This is a genomic window from Nocardia sp. NBC_00508, from assembly GCF_036346875.1.
GTDB lineage: Bacteria > Actinomycetota > Actinomycetes > Mycobacteriales > Mycobacteriaceae > Nocardia.
The window spans coordinates 5,566,767-5,581,307 of sequence record NZ_CP107852.1; the positions used below are offsets into that span (position 1 = coordinate 5,566,767).

12 protein-coding genes are annotated in these 14,541 nt (G+C 68.6%); 8 read left to right on the forward strand and 4 right to left on the reverse strand.

Annotation, left to right across the window (positions count from 1 at the left end; translation table 11 throughout):
* Window positions 1-16 precede the first annotated feature (16 nt).
* From OHA40_RS24825 to OHA40_RS24840, 4 genes are all read left to right on the forward strand, one after another.
* Window positions 17-910: a Cgl0159 family (beta/alpha)8-fold protein gene (locus OHA40_RS24825; RefSeq protein ID WP_330229289.1), complete on the forward strand. Its 894-nt coding sequence runs from the start codon at window positions 17-19 to the stop codon at window positions 908-910.
* 298 nt (window positions 911-1,208) lie between these two features.
* Window positions 1,209-2,099 (forward strand): 5-deoxy-glucuronate isomerase, encoded by an 891-nt coding sequence (iolB, locus tag OHA40_RS24830; RefSeq protein ID WP_330229290.1) that lies wholly within the window; start codon window positions 1,209-1,211, stop codon window positions 2,097-2,099.
* Window positions 2,096-3,937, forward strand: a complete 1,842-nt coding sequence (gene iolD, locus OHA40_RS24835) for a 3D-(3,5/4)-trihydroxycyclohexane-1,2-dione acylhydrolase (decyclizing) (protein WP_330229291.1) — start codon at window positions 2,096-2,098, stop codon at window positions 3,935-3,937. The genes iolB and iolD overlap by 4 nt, the downstream gene beginning before the upstream one ends.
* 505 nt (window positions 3,938-4,442) lie before the next feature.
* Window positions 4,443-4,646 (forward strand): cold-shock protein, encoded by a 204-nt coding sequence (locus OHA40_RS24840; RefSeq protein WP_054814460.1) that lies wholly within the window; start codon window positions 4,443-4,445, stop codon window positions 4,644-4,646.
* A 167-nt stretch (window positions 4,647-4,813) separates the two neighbouring features.
* Here the strand turns inward: OHA40_RS24840 and OHA40_RS24845 are convergent, their stop codons facing one another.
* Window positions 4,814-5,410 (reverse strand): TetR/AcrR family transcriptional regulator, encoded by a 597-nt coding sequence (locus tag OHA40_RS24845; protein WP_330229292.1) that lies wholly within the window; start codon window positions 5,408-5,410, stop codon window positions 4,814-4,816.
* A 79-nt stretch (window positions 5,411-5,489) separates the two neighbouring features.
* On the opposite strand from OHA40_RS24845, the gene OHA40_RS24850 reads away from it, so the two are divergent.
* The gene (locus OHA40_RS24850) at window positions 5,490-5,942 is read left to right on the forward strand and encodes a VOC family protein (RefSeq protein WP_330229293.1); all 453 of its coding nucleotides are present in this window, start codon (window positions 5,490-5,492) and stop codon (window positions 5,940-5,942) included.
* A gap of 805 nt (window positions 5,943-6,747) precedes the next feature.
* Here the strand turns inward: OHA40_RS24850 and OHA40_RS24855 are convergent.
* Together OHA40_RS24855 and OHA40_RS24860 are read right to left on the reverse strand one after the other, a co-directional pair.
* Entirely contained in the window at window positions 6,748-8,457 is a 1,710-nt protein-coding gene (locus tag OHA40_RS24855; RefSeq protein ID WP_330229294.1) for an alpha/beta fold hydrolase, read from the reverse strand.
* Window positions 8,458-8,532: 75 nt separating this feature from the next.
* Window positions 8,533-9,087, reverse strand: coding sequence for a TetR/AcrR family transcriptional regulator (locus tag OHA40_RS24860; RefSeq protein ID WP_330229295.1), 555 nt, complete (start codon window positions 9,085-9,087; stop codon window positions 8,533-8,535).
* A 144-nt stretch (window positions 9,088-9,231) separates the two neighbouring features.
* Here OHA40_RS24860 and serA point away from each other — a divergent pair, with 144 nt between their 5' ends.
* Together serA and OHA40_RS24870 are read left to right on the forward strand one after the other, a co-directional pair.
* Window positions 9,232-10,830, forward strand: a complete 1,599-nt coding sequence (gene serA / locus OHA40_RS24865) for a phosphoglycerate dehydrogenase (protein WP_330229296.1) — start codon at window positions 9,232-9,234, stop codon at window positions 10,828-10,830.
* Window positions 10,831-11,286: 456 nt separating this feature from the next.
* A complete protein-coding gene (locus OHA40_RS24870) occupies window positions 11,287-12,294 on the forward strand; it encodes a 3-isopropylmalate dehydrogenase (protein WP_330229297.1) in 1,008 nt (335 codons plus the stop codon).
* 48 nt (window positions 12,295-12,342) lie between these two features.
* Here the strand turns inward: OHA40_RS24870 and OHA40_RS24875 are convergent, their stop codons facing one another.
* Window positions 12,343-13,521 (reverse strand): MFS transporter, encoded by a 1,179-nt coding sequence (locus tag OHA40_RS24875; RefSeq protein ID WP_330229298.1) that lies wholly within the window; start codon window positions 13,519-13,521, stop codon window positions 12,343-12,345.
* A gap of 206 nt (window positions 13,522-13,727) precedes the next feature.
* Between OHA40_RS24875 and OHA40_RS24880 the strand changes: the two genes are divergently transcribed.
* The gene (locus OHA40_RS24880; protein WP_330229299.1) at window positions 13,728-14,528 is read left to right on the forward strand and encodes a fumarylacetoacetate hydrolase family protein; all 801 of its coding nucleotides are present in this window, start codon (window positions 13,728-13,730) and stop codon (window positions 14,526-14,528) included.
* Window positions 14,529-14,541: the final 13 nt, after the last annotated feature.

The window sequence follows — 14,541 nt, forward strand, 5'->3', positions numbered from 1 at the left end:
AAACGGAGGAGCTGCTATGTATCTGACCGACGAACGCTGGCGCGAACTGCTGCGCGTCCGGGCGACGGACCCCGCCGCGGTCGAGCGGGCCTATGCGAAGCGGGCGCGCCGTCCATCCCTGCTGGCGGGCAAGCAGACGCTGTTCCTGGTCGCTGCGGATCATCCCGCCCGCGGCGCCCTCGGCGTCGGCGAGGACCGGACGGCGATGGCCGACCGGCGCACGTTGCTGGAACGGCTGCTGATCGCGTTGGCCAACCCGGACGTCGACGGCGTGCTCGGCTCGCCGGACGTGGTGGAGGAACTGCTGCTGCTGGACGCGCTGGACGACAAGGTCGTGATCGGGTCGATGAATCGCGGCGGACTCGCGGGCGCGGAATGGGAGATCGACGACCGCTTCACCGGCTACGACGCCGAATCCCTGGTGCGCTTCCGGCTCGACGGCGGCAAGATGCTGCTGCGCCTGGTCGATTCCGACGCGGGCACGGTGCCGACGCTACAAGCCTGCGCGCAGGCGGTCTCGGAGCTGGCGGCGCACGGGCTGATGGCAATGGTCGAACCGTTGCCCTACCACCGGGACGACTCCGGCGCGCTGGTCATGAGCAAGGACGCGCTGTCGCTGTCCAGGGCGATCACGGTGGCTTCCGGTCTCGGCGTCACCTCGGCCTACACCTGGCTGAAGATCCCGGCCCCGGCCGATACATCGGTGCTGGACGCGACCACCCTGCCGGTGCTCGTGCTCGGCGGCGCGCCTTCCGGAGACCCGTCCGTGGATCGCGGATTGTGGGGCGGCGCGCTCGGTCACGATGTGGCGCGGGGTCTCGTGATCGGACGCACCCTGCTGTATCCGCCGGACGGCGACGTCGCCCAGGCGGTGGACGCCGCGGCCCGCCTGCTGAAGGAGGCCAGATGAGCCGCACGATCGCCGCCCGGCACGTCGTTGGGCCACCCGGCGGTATCCGTAGGGCGCCTAGGTCGTCTCGGGCGATGTCCGACGATCGGCTGTCGAAGAAGCCGGATCGGGCTGGGCGACGACCCCGGTCCGCCCTACGCGGCGATGGTCCGCAGTGCCGGATAAGCGCTCGGAACAAGGCGGCGGCGGCGGCCGAGGCATCGAGGAGCAGCACAACGTCTGGCAGGCGGCCGGTGGGGTCCGCCTGGCGGATCGACCGGACCGCCGGTGCTCGCGGACCGGGCACGGAGGAGGCGCGATGACACTGCATCGGCCCGAGGGAACGCTGTCCCGCGACGGCGACCCGATCCGGCTGACTCCCGAGGACGCTGGATGGACCTATGCCGGACTGCGCATGCTGCGGATCGGTGCGGGCAGGTCGCGAACCGTGCGGACGGGCGAGTTCGAAGCGTTCGTCCTGCCCCTGGCCGGGGCGTGCACGGTGCGCGTGGACGGTGGGACGTTCGTGCTGGCTGGGCGGGAATCGGTCTTCACCCGGGTGACGGACTTCGCCTACGTCCCCCGGGACGCCGAGGTGGAATTGGTCGCCGACGGCGGCGACCTGGAGGTGGCACTGCCGATGGCGCGATGCGCGACACGTCTGGAGCCGAGGTACGGTCCGGCGGAACAGGTTCCGGTCGAAGTTCGCGGCGCGGGACGTGCGACGCGGCAGGTCACCAACTTCGGAGTCCCCGGCGTGTGGGAACACGCGGACAAACTCAACGCCTGCGAGCTGATCACCCCGGACGGCAACTGGTCGTCCTATCCGCCGCACAAGCACGACGAGGCGAGCGACTGCGAGGTCGTCAACGAGGAGATCTACTACTTCCGCATCGCCGGACGCGACGGGATCACCCCCTCGCGGGAGGGATTCGGCATGCACCGGATCTACACGGCCGACGGCACCCTGGACGAGAACGTCGCCGTCCGCGACGGTGATGTCTTCCTGATCCCGTACGGCTACCACGGGCCGTGCATCGCCGCGCCCGGCTACCCCATGTACTACCTCAACGTGCTGGCCGGTCCCGCGCCCGAGCGGTCGATGGCTTTCTGCGACGACCCGGCGCACAGCTGGGTGCGCACGCGATGGGACGCCGAATCGATCGACCCCCGCTGCCCGGTCACCACTCACGAAGGACGGATCGGATGAAATCGACCGCAGCGCAGGCGCTGGTGGCCTGGCTGGTCGCCCAGCGCTCGGAAACACTCGACGGCCGTGAGGTGCCGCTGTTCCCCGCCGTTTTCGGGATCTTCGGGCACGGCAACGTGCTCGGCCTCGGTACGGCGCTGCACGAGCGGCGCGACGAACTCCCGCTCTGGCGTGGGCACACCGAGGAGGGGATGGCGCTCGCGGCCGTCGGCTATGCCAAGGCCACGCACCGGCGCCAGGTCGGCGTCGCGACGTCGTCGATCGGTCCCGGTGCGCTGAACATGGTGACGGCCGCGGGCGTCGCGCACGCGAATCGTCTTCCGCTGCTGTTGCTTCCGGGCGACACCTTCACCGGCCGCGCGCCCGACCCGGTGCTGCAACAGGTCGAGCACTTCGGCGACGCCACCGTCACGGTGAACGACGCGTTCCGCGCGGTGAGCCGGTATTTCGACCGCATCACTCGCCCGGAACAGCTGATATCCACCCTGCCCCAGGCGGTTCGGGTCCTCACCGATCCGGCAGACGCCGGTCCCGTCGTCCTTGCGCTGCCGCAGGATGTCCAGGCCGAGAGTTACGACTTCCCCGATACGCTCTTCGCCCCGGTCGTGCATCGCCTGCCGCGGCCTCGCCCCGATCAGCGTGCCCTCGCCGACGCTGCCGCCATGGTGCGCGCCGCTCGGCGTCCACTGCTGGTGCTGGGCGGCGGCGTCCGCTATTCGGGCGCCGGGCGCACCGTGCTGGATTTCGCCGAGCGTCATGGCATACCGGTCGCGGAGACCACCGCGGGCCGCACGCTCGTGCCGCACGACCATCCGATGTACACGGGGCCGCTCGGCATCACCGGCTCGGCGTCGGCGAACGCGATGGCGTCCGAGGCCGACCTGGTCCTCGCGGTCGGGACCCGATTGCAGGATTTCACCACCGCGTCCTGGACCGTCTTCGCGCCGGACGTGCGCTTGGTGACGATCAACGTGGCGCGGTTCGACGCCGTCAAGCACGGCGCCCTCGCGGTGGTCGGCGACGCCGCCGTCAGCGTGCGTGAGCTGGCCGACCAGCTGGGGGAGAGGCGGGCCGATCCGGAGTGGTCGGCGCGAGCCGCGGCGCTGCGCGGCACCTGGGACGCGCACATCGACAAACTGCGTGCACCGACCCCGGGTATACCGACCTATGCGCAGGTCGTAGGCGTGGTGAACGACCTGAGCGGTCCGAGCGACTATGTGATGACGGCCTCCGGCGGGCTGCCCGGCGAACTCGTCGGCGGCTGGCGCGCGCCGGGCGGCGCACCCACCATGGACGTGGAGTATGGCTTCTCCTGCATGGGCTACGAACTCGCGGGCGCCTGGGGCGCGGCCATGGCGCATACCGACGGCGTGGTGACGACGCTGCTCGGGGACGGCTCCTACTTGATGCTGAACTCCGAATTGTTCTCGGCGGCCTTCGCCGGACACCCGTTTGTCGCCGTGGTCTGCGACAACGACGGCTACGCCGTGATCGCCCGCCTGCAAGAAGGCCAAGGGGGCGCGCCGTTCAACAACTTCTACGCGAATTGCCGCACCACCCGGGAACATCCGCCCCGTGTGGACTTCGCCGCCCACGCCGCTGCCCTGGGCTGTTCCGTCTTCACCGCCGCCGACCTGGACGAGTTCCGCGACGCCTACGTGCGGGCGCGTGCCGCTGCCGGTGCCGAATCCCGTCCGGCCGTGCTCGTGGTGCGGACGCAGCCGTCGGCGTGGACCGAGGCGGGCGCCTGGTGGGAGGTCGGCGTGCCGGAGCACTTGCCGGGCCGGGTCGCCTACGACGAAACGAAACCGCGCCAGCTGCGCTATCTGGGCCCGTGAACAGAACTTAACGAATGGTGCGTCCCGCCGCCGCCCGACGTAGGCTGAACTGTCGGAGTCTGCGTACTGTAGGCTGTAACCCGTTGGGGCACAACGGAACTGGTACCAGAAGACCGGTGTCGAGCCGCGTAGACAAAAGTGCCGGGCGCGGTGGCCCATGCGATCGGGGTGTGCTCGTCGAAGACGGCGGCGGGCCCATCCGGCGAGTAGTGCGAGGTACCCGAGTGCTGTTCCGGAAAAGTCCGGATCGGGTACCGACCGAGCATGGGAGGTGAAGACGCAGGCCGCCAGCGAGGCGTAGCGTGAGTGGGTGAACCGAGGACACAGCGCGCACTCGCGCACGACGGAGCCGAGCGCCAGCGAGGCGTAGTCGAGGCGTAGTCGTGAGCGTTAGCTCACAGTTGGTGGAACAAAACGTGAGTAATTCGTCGGATCATGGCATCGTTGATCTACGAGACCGGGACATATCGATGAACACACCTGGCTCGTCTACAGAAAGTATGAAATGGCTCAAGGCATTGTGAAGTGGTTCAACAGCGAGAAGGGCTTCGGCTTCATCGCGCAAGACGGCGGGGGACCCGACGTCTTCGTGCATTACTCGGCTGTGAGCGGCGCGGGTTTCCGGTCCCTCGATGAGGGGCAGCGCGTGGAGTTCGAGATCGGCCAGGGACAGAAGGGTCCGCAGGCCCAGGACGTCCGCGTTCTCTGATCGCGACTTAGCTTTCGAAAGGCCCCGCACCCCCGACGGTGCGGGGCCTTTCCCCTGTTCGGAGGGTTTCCCGCGCGGAGCGCGGCCGCCGCCGAACCGGCCGACGTGGACGAAGCTGGAGCGATTCGAATCATATGTGGCGCAGCGTTTCTCCTGAGCCGATACCCTCACGCCGACCGGGCGCGCAGCGCGTTGAGCAGGCGGTGCAGTGCGGTGACGGTTTCGGCGAGCGCTTCCGGGTCGTCAGTCGAGGCGAGCCAGAGCGCCGCCTCGTTCATCGCGCCGGACAGCAGGTGGGTCAGCGGTTCGATCGGCTGTGGCGCCAGCACGCCTTCCTCGACCAGCAGATGTAGCGCCTCGCGCAGATGGCGGGCGGAATTGGCTTCGTCCAGGGCTCGCCATTCGTGCCAGCCGAGCACTGCGGGGCCGTCCACGAGCATGATCCGCTGAATCTCCGGAGCGGTGCAGGTGGTGAGAAAGGTCTCGCAGCCCGCCACCAGCTGGGACCAGGCGTCGGACTGGGCTGCCGCGGCCGCGGCGATCCGCTCGCCGACCTCCTGTTGCACCTGGCCGAGCACCGCTCGGAACAGCGCGGCCTTGCTGTCGAAGTTGTGGTACAGCGCGCCTTTGGTCACGCCGGTGGCCGCGACGATCTCCGAGAGACCAACGGCGCCATAGCCTTTTGCCGCGAATAGGCGTCGGCTTGTGTGCAGCAGGGCCCGGCGCGTCTCTTCGCGCTGTTTGGCGCGCAAGGTGCTCGGCATCGCGGATTCTCCTGTTGACGTACCGAAAGTATGTGAACTAGCCTACTTTACATTCCATCGGTATGTGAAAGGTTGGGACATGAAACTCGGCAGCTTCTACCCCGTCGTCTGCACCACCCGGCTCGCGGAGTCGCGGGACTTCTACACCACCTGGTTCGGCTTCGAGATCACCTTCGAAGCCGACTGGTACATCAGCCTGCGCAGGCCGGGTGGCGTCGATGAGCCCGCTTACGAGCTGGCTCTGCTGGACCACACCCACCCGACGGTGCCGACGGCCTTCCGTAAGCCGGTGCAGGGGTTGCTGTTGAACTTCGAGGTCGATGACGTCGATGCGGAATGGGAACGCCTGGTGACGCAGGGCGGCCTGCAGGCTGAACTGGATATCCGTACCGAGGAATTCGGCCAGCGTCACTTCATCGTCGCCGACCCCAGCGGTGTCCTGATCGACGTGATCACCGAGGTCCCGCCGGGCCAGGAGTACGCCGACCAGTTCAGTGCCGACTACATGGCGGAGAAGTTCGGCGCCAGCTGACCGGGGGGCGAGCCCCCGGCGAGTGTGCGGGCGGTCACCATCGACGGCGCCTGCCCCGGTAGCTCGAATCCGGCTCCGGCCCCGGTTGTCGGCGCCGACCTGGCGCCGCTATTCACGGGGCTGGACACGATCCTGATTGCAGTTATTCGGTAGCTCTATCTTTGATTGTCTGCCCGAATGGGATAGCTGCCTCCTATTTTTTGAGGATCGGGTGTGCAGGAATTTCTCAGAATTCTCTTACGAATGTCCATCAGCCGTGGAAATCATGTGGTCGAAGCACCTGCTCTGACCTGGTCAAACGACTAAAAGTGCAGCGTATCGCCCTGAACTACAGTGTCGTGCTTCACAATCGCTGTGCTACGTGGTCCGCATCACGAAATATTCGAATTCCGTAACTGTCCTCGTCCGGCTTTCGATGTGCCCCATGTCAGCCAGTTCGACTGGATTATGTTTTCGAGGAAGAGGTATTTCATGATCCCCGTTATCATCGACACCGGTAGTGCTGCCGTGAACGGTCTTTTCAACACGCTCGGCGCCGCGCTGCACGGTCTTGTCGACACCCTGTGGACGGGCTCCTTCGGCGGCCGCTGACCGACGTGACGGTCGAGGAGCGTCGACCGGGCTTCGCGCCGACGGACGGCGCGATCGAGCGGGCCCCCGCACCAGGCTCTGGTGCGGGGGCCCGCCGCTGTGCGAGGTACGCCGCCCTGCGATGGCACAGGCGTTCGCGCGAGAGCGCCCGCGGTATGGCTGCGGACGTTCGCGCGAGCTGAGCCCGCTTCGGCGACACACGCTCGAGCGAGGGTCAGTGGCGAGTGCCGACGGTGGACATCCGGGCGAGGTCGGCCGCAAGCTGCTCCGGATGGGTCAGCTGCGGGTAGTGCCCAGTGCCCTCGATCGAGATCGATTCCCTCGATGTCGGAATGACGACCGGATCCGTGGCACCGGTGACGATTCGCACCGGCACTTCGACCCGGTCGAGCGACGTGCGCAACTCCTGGCGCTGTGCGGAGCTGCTCGCGCGACGCAGGGCGCCGATGGTTCGTGCGGCGACACCGGGCCTGCGCAGATTCGCCGCGGCGCTCGTGATCGCCGCACTCTCGGGCGTCCCGAGCCGTTTCGCCAAGGCGGCGGCCGAGATTCGGCGCAGTGCGATCGTCATCAGCGGCGAGCGCAGCAGCATCCCTGCCCGCGGTTGCAAGAACGCGGGCGCCACCAGGACCACACCGGAGATCCGCTCCGGATGTTCGGCCGCGTATCGAAGGACCGGTCCGCAGCCCAGCGAATGGCCCACCAGCACTGGCCGAGAATGTACCGAGGCGAGCAACCGAGGCAGCGCCGCATCGATGTCGCCGGGCGCCGAACGTCCGAGCCCGGGAAGGTCGATGGTGAGACTTGGTGCGTCCAACTCGGCGCGCACCGCGTTCCAGGACTCACCGTCCAGTGGAAGGCCGTGCACCAAGACGTATGCCGGACGTTCGCGTTCGCCGCTCACCCAGACACCATGGTCGAATCCGGCGGTCGGATCGTCCGCCACCGCTCCGAAACGGCTGGCCACGAGATGATCGGCCCAGGCGAGAACGGTCGCCTCGGTCGGGGGCATGCTGAGACCCGCGCGTCGCGCGACCTCCTCCGCCGCGGACGTGTCATAGCGGTCGTCGGCAATGAAGGTCATCGTCTCCGGATCGGCGCCGGTCAACGCGCGGGGAAGCTTCGAGATGACACCGACAGGAATCGAGAAACGCGGCGCGCGGACCCCCAGATAGTCGGCCAGCAACCGAATCATCTTGGGCAGCACCGGGGTTCGATCGTCGAGGACCGTATAGGACCGGCCTGCGGTGTCAGGGAGGGCGGGCAGTCTGATCAGGAAATCGGTGAAGTAATCCAGGTCGACGATCGGCACGAAAGTCTCCGCGCCGCCTGGAATGGCCCCGAGCTTGCCATTCCATAGGTCCTCGACCACGCTCGACAGCCCGACGTATTGGCCCGGCCCGATCACGCTGCTCGGGTTCGCGATGCTCAGTGCCACACCGAGTTCGGCCGCGCGACGCCGCAGCAGCGGGTCCGATTCGAACTTGGACGCGCCATACGCGCCATTCTCGTAATGCTGTTCCCCGGATTCCTCGACGGTGATCCGGTATCCCGTGATGTGCACGACGCGCCGTAGGCCGGGCAGGGCGGCCGCCCAGTCGAGCACGCGCAGCGCCCCGGTGACATTGACCGCGTACGCGTCCTCGGGCGCGAGTCCGAAGGCGAAGCGGGCGGCGCAGTTGTACACGTCGCGGATGCCGGACGGGTCGAACTCGGCGGGCAGGCCGAGGTCCGGCGCGGTGACATCGCACGCGACGATCTCCAGTCCGCTCGCCTCCACCCCGCGTCTGCGCAACCAGCCGGTGAGCCGCTCCTCGCTACCGGGCCGCAAGGCGGCGACGACGGAATGCCCCTGCGCGAGCAAGCGGGCGACCGCGTTGCGGCCGAGGAACCCCGCGGCGCCGAACACGATGCTGTCGGACATGAGATGCTCCTTACTGGACCGGTCTACATATTTTGTAGCCCTGCGGATGCGGTCCGGGGTGTGTGGTTATGCGGTTCAGATCAGGTGGCGCAGGGTGCGCTCCACCCGTTCCAGTGGTTCGCGGCTGCGTTGTGCGCGAGCGAGCAGCAGCGCGCCTTCGACCATCGCGAGCACCGCGGCCGCCAGGTCGTCCGCGTCGTCGCGGCCGTCCGCTCGCAGCCGGATACGCAGCGCCTCCTCCCATGCCGCGTAGGCGGCGGCGCACTCGGCTTGGATCGGGTCGTTCGCGGCGGCGACGTCCAAGGCGACCGTGGCGACCGGGCAGCCTTGCTGCCAGCCGGACTCTTCCAGGCGATCGCCGAACGCCCTCAGCAGCCTGGTCGCAGCCGCGGCGGTGTCCCCGGGCTCGATGGTGTCGATCAGCGTCGCGATGTCCTTGCCCGCTCGGGCGATCGCCGCCGCGACCAATTCGTCCTTGCCGCCGGGGAAGTGGAAGTACAACGAGCCCCGCGGCGCGCCGCTGGCCGCGAGGATCTGGTTGAGGCCCGCGCCGTAGTAGCCGTGCCGTTCCACCAGTGTCCGCGTCGCGTCGACCAGTTTGCCGCGGGTCTCGCTGCCTTTCACGCCCATGCTGCGACTGTAGACCGGTCTTCATATTTTTGCCAGCGGCGCGACTGAAGACGGCCGCCTACCAGGTGGTAGGAGCCGCGGAATCCGCGCGCACTAAGCTGGTCGGCGATAATTGCCGATCCCTTGTCCCCAGGAGTAACCCACGTGAGCCAAGCAGGCCGTCCTGTAGTTCTGATCGCCGACAAGCTCGCCCAGTCGACCGTCGACGCGCTCGGTGACGGTGTCGAGGTTCGGTGGGTCGACGGTCCCGACCGGCCGGCGCTGCTGGCCGCGGTGCCGGAAGCCGACGCGCTGCTCGTGCGCTCGGCGACCACGGTCGACGCCGAGGTCCTGGAAGCCGGGAAGAACCTGAAGATTGTCGCCCGCGCGGGCGTCGGCCTGGACAACGTCGACGTGCCCGCCGCCACCGAGCGCGGCGTCATGGTCGTCAACGCACCGACTTCGAACATCCACACCGCCGCCGAGCACGCGGTCACCCTGCTGCTGGCCGCCGCGCGCCAGATTCCGGCCGCGGACGCCACCCTGCGCGAGCGAACCTGGCAGCGCAGCAAGTTCAACGGTGTGGAGATCTTCGGCAAGACCGTCGGCGTGGTCGGCCTCGGCCGCATCGGCCAGCTGTTCGCCGCGCGCCTGGCCGCCTTCGAGACCAAGATCGTCGCCTACGACCCGTACGTGTCGCCGGCGCGCGCCGCGCAGCTCGGCATCGAGCTGCTGACCCTGGACGACCTGCTCGAGCGCGCCGACCTGATCTCGATCCACCTGCCGAAGACCCCGGAGACCAAGGGCCTCATCGGCAAGGACGCCATCGCCAAGACCAAGCCGGGCGTGATCATCGTCAACGCCGCCCGCGGTGGCCTGGTCGACGAGGCCGCGCTGGCCGAGGCGATCGAGTCCGGTCACGTGCGCGCCGCGGGCCTGGACGTCTTCGCGACCGAGCCGTGCACCGACAGCCCGCTGTTCGGGCTGCCGCAGGTCGTCGTGACCCCGCACCTGGGCGCCTCCACCGCCGAAGCCCAGGACCGCGCGGGCACCGACGTCGCCAAGTCGGTGCTGCTGGCCTTGGCCGGGGAGTTCGTGCCCGGCGCGGTGAACGTCACCGGCGGCACCGTCAGCGAAGAGGTCGCGCCGTGGCTGGACATCGTGCGCAAGCAGGGCGCCCTGCTCGGCGCGCTGTCCAATGAGCTGCCGGTCAGCGTCGAGGTCCAGGTGCGCGGCGAGCTGGCCGCGCAGGAGGTCGGCGTGCTGGAGCTGTCCGCGCTGCGCGGCATCTTCTCCGCGCACGTCGAGGACCAGGTCACCTTTGTCAACGCGCCCGCACTGGCCAAGGACCGCGGGATCAGCACCCAGGTCTCCACGGCGTCGGAGAGCTCGAGCCACCGCAGCGTGGTCGATCTGCGCGCCGTCTTCGGCGATGGCTCCACCCTGAACGTGGCAGGCACGCTGACCGAGCCGCAGCTGGTGGAGAAGATCGTCAACATCAACGGCCGCAACTACGACATGCGCGCCGAGGGCCTGAACCTGGCCATCCTGAACTACGAGGACAGGCCGGGCGCGCTGGGCAAGATCGGCACCAAGCTCGGTGAGGCCGGGATCGACATCCTGGCCGCGCAGCTGACCCAGGACGTGGACAAGGAAGGCGCGACCGTGGTGCTGCGGGTCGCCCGTGAGGTGCCCGCCGACGTGCAGTCCGCGATCGCCGAGTCGGTCGGCGCGGCCAAGATCGTCCTGGTCGATCTGTTCTGATCGGATCGGGGATCACGCCTTAATAGCGGGGGACCGACGCCGTGCACGAGGAATCGTGCACGGCGTCGTCTGTCGATCGGTGCGGGATCCGCGTCTGTCGATCGGTGCGGGATCCGCGTCTGTCGATCGGTGCGGGATCCGCGTCTGTCGATCGGTGCGGGATCCGCGTCTGTCGATCGGTGCGGGATCCGCGTCTGTCGATCGGTGCGGGATCCGCGTCTGTCGACCCAGGAGGCCGACCCTCGGTCGGTCGGGTTGGCTGGCCGCGCCGCTCGGCACACGTGTATGCACGGCGCGCCGGTGTCCGCCGCCCAGTTCTCGACCGTCCGGTCGTGCCGAGTACCGTGACGGTGCTGCAGTCACCGGACCGGAATGTCGTGCTCATCCCGACGGTCGAACCCATGGGTCGCACATCGTGGCGGCCGTGACCGGCAAATATCGAACGGAGCATTTGTCATGAAGCTTGCTGTCATCCCGGGTGACGGGATCGGGCCCGAGGTCATCGCCGAGGCGCTCAAGGTGCTCGACGTGGTCGTGCCCGGTGTCGAGAAGACCGAATACGATCTCGGCGCGCGGCGCTACCACGCGACCGGCGAGATCCTGCCGGACTCGGTGCTGCCCGAGCTGAAGCAGCACGACGCGATCCTGCTCGGCGCGATCGGCGATCCGTCGGTGCCCAGCGGCGTGCTGGAACGCGGCCTGCTGCTGCGCACCCGGTTCGCGCTGGATCACCACGTGAACCTGCGGCCGTCCAAACTGTTCCCCGGCGTGACCAGCCCGCTGTCGGGCAACCCCGACATCGACTTCGTGGTGGTGCGCGAAGGCACCGAGGGCCCCTACACCGGCACCGGCGGCGCGATCCGCGTCGGCACCCCGCACGAGGTGGCGACCGAGGTCAGCACCAACACCCGGTTCGGCATCGAGCGCGTGGTGCGCTACGCCTTCGCAAAGGCGCAGACCCGGCGCAAGCACCTCACGCTGGTGCACAAGAACAATGTGCTCACCTTCGCCGGCTCGCTCTGGCAGCGCACCGTGGACGAGGTCGCGGCCGAGTTCCCCGATGTCACAACGGCTTACCAGCACATCGACGCGGCGACCATCCACCTGGTCAACGATCCGGGCCGGTTCGACGTGATCGTCACCGACAACCTCTTCGGCGACATCATCACCGACCTGGCCGCCGCCGTGAGCGGCGGCATCGGCCTGGCCGCGAGCGGCAATATCGACGCCTCCGGGACGAACCCGAGCATGTTCGAGCCGGTGCACGGCAGCGCCCCCGATATCGCGGGCCAGTCCAAGGCCGACCCGACTGCCGCGATCCTCTCGGTGTCGCTACTGCTCAACCACCTCGGCGACACCGAGGCGGCCACCCGCATCGAGTCGGCCGTCGCCAAGGACCTCGCGTCCCGCTCCGGCTCCGCGTCGACGGTGGAGATCGGCGACCGCATCGCTGCCAGCGTCTGACAGCGACGCACGAAGGTCCCGCCTAGCCGGGAGATATTGCGGGAGAGGCTATTTCGGGTCGGCGGGTACCAGTGGGGCTGCGGCTGCCGCTGCGGCGGCCGCGAGCAGGAAGGCGGCGGGGAAGCCGCTTGCGGTGATGAGGGCGCCGGATACCGGAGGGATGGCGGCCATGGCCAGGTTCTGCCCGGTGTTCTGGATGCCGAGGCCGCGGCCGCTCCAGTAGGGGCCCGCCATTTCGGCGACCGCGGTGAAGGCCAATCCGTTGTCGGAGACGGTGATCACCGATGCGGCGATCAGCAGCGGGATGGCGGCCCACCACCAGTGGGTCCACGCGGTCAGGGCCAGCCCCGCCATCGCGAGCACGGCGGCAGCGGCGACCGTGCGAAGCGGGCCCATCCGGCTACCGACCCGATCCGACCACGCGCCCGCGCCGATGCGGCCGAGCGCGCCGAGAATCTGGGTGACCGTCACCAGCGCGCCCGCGGCGGCCAGTGACCAACCGACGTCGCGGTGCAGCCACAGCAGCGCGAACGTCCACACGGTGCCCTGCGGGACGACCAGCAGCACCGAGACCAGATGGATGCGCCACAGCGTGGCGTCGCGATAAGGGTTGGCGCGCAAGGCCGGATCGGCCGCGGAAGCCGCCGGGCGCGGCGGGTCGACGATGCCGGTCAGGCAGCCCAGGGCCGCCAGGCCCGCCATGAGCGCCGGGACCAGGATAGCCGCGGGCACACCGTGCGCAGCGGCCACCGCGGGAATCGCCAACGCGGCGACGCCGACGCCGAGCGGCTGCGCGGTCTGCCGGATACCCATCGCCAGCCCCCGCCGATGCGGTGGGAACCAGCCGACGATCACCCGGCCGCTGGCGCCGTTGGTACTTGCCGCGCCGACGCCGCCGAGGAACAGCAGCGTGCCCAAAGTGATGTCGTCGGTGGTCGCCGCCGCGGCGCATCCCGCCGCCAGCATCAGCAGCGGGCCGCCGACCAGCACCTTGCGCTCGCCGATCCGGTCGACCACGTAGCCCCACGCGATGAGCGTGCACACCAGCCCAATGGTCGGCATGGCCACCAGCAGGCCCGCGGTAGCCAGCGGCATGCCGCGGTCGGTCAGCGCGGGAAGCAAGAACGGGACACCGTGGATGAAGATCGAGCTGGAGGCTTGTGCGAAGACGCCGAGGCCGAGCATGGACCAGCGCCGAACCTCGTCGATCTGGATCGCGGTCGTCATCGGCCTCACCTCAGTATCTCAATATTTGGGATTGTCTTCCCACTTTGTGAACTTCCCGGCTCACCGTACACCTGGGTGGCGGCGCGCATCGACGGCTGCGGATGTCGGACTGCTCACAGCGCGGTCGCCGCGACCGGCCCGATATTTCCGTACCACTCGGTCGGGCGCGTTCGGGCAGGTGGCGATAGGTCGATAGACTGCCGGGCATGCGTCTAGGTCGAGTTGCCAGTCCCGATGGGGTCGCCTTCGTCAGCATCGAAGGCGACGTAAGTGACAGCGCGGGCCGGAATGGGGCGGGGTCGGCGATCGCCAAGGAGATCGCGGAACACCCGTTCGGCACACCGACGTTCACCGGCCGGAGCTGGCCGCTGGCCGACGTGCGGTTGCTTGCCCCGATCCTGGCCAGCAAGGTGGTCTGCGTGGGCAAGAACTATGCCGCTCACGCCGCCGAGATGGGCGGTCCCGCACCCGAAGACCCGGTCATCTTCCTCAAGCCGAACACCGCGATCGTCGGTCCGAACGCCCCGATCATCCTGCCGCCCAGCGCCTCTCAGGTCGACTACGAAGGAGAGCTCGCCGTCGTCATCGGCCGCCCGTGCAAGGAGGTGCCCGCCGCCCGCGCGCTGGACGTCGTCCTCGGCTATACCGTCGCCAACGACGTGACCGCCCGCGACCAGCAGCGCCACGACGGCCAGTGGACCAGGGCGAAGGGCTACGACACGTTCTGCCCGCTGGGTCCGTGGATCGAAACCTCCATGGACCCTTCGGATCTGGAGATCGTCACCGAGCTCGGCGGCGAGGTGCGGCAACGCAGCCGCACTTCGCTTCTGCTGCACGACATTCCGAAGCTGATCGAGTGGGTCACCACCGTGATGACGCTGCTGCCCGGTGACGTCATCCTCACCGGCACCCCGGAGGGCGTCGGCCCGATGACGGACGGGCAGCAGGTGTCGGTGACCATCGATGGCATCGGAACGCTCACCAATCCCGTTGCCGCCAAACGCTGATCGAAAGAGAGCC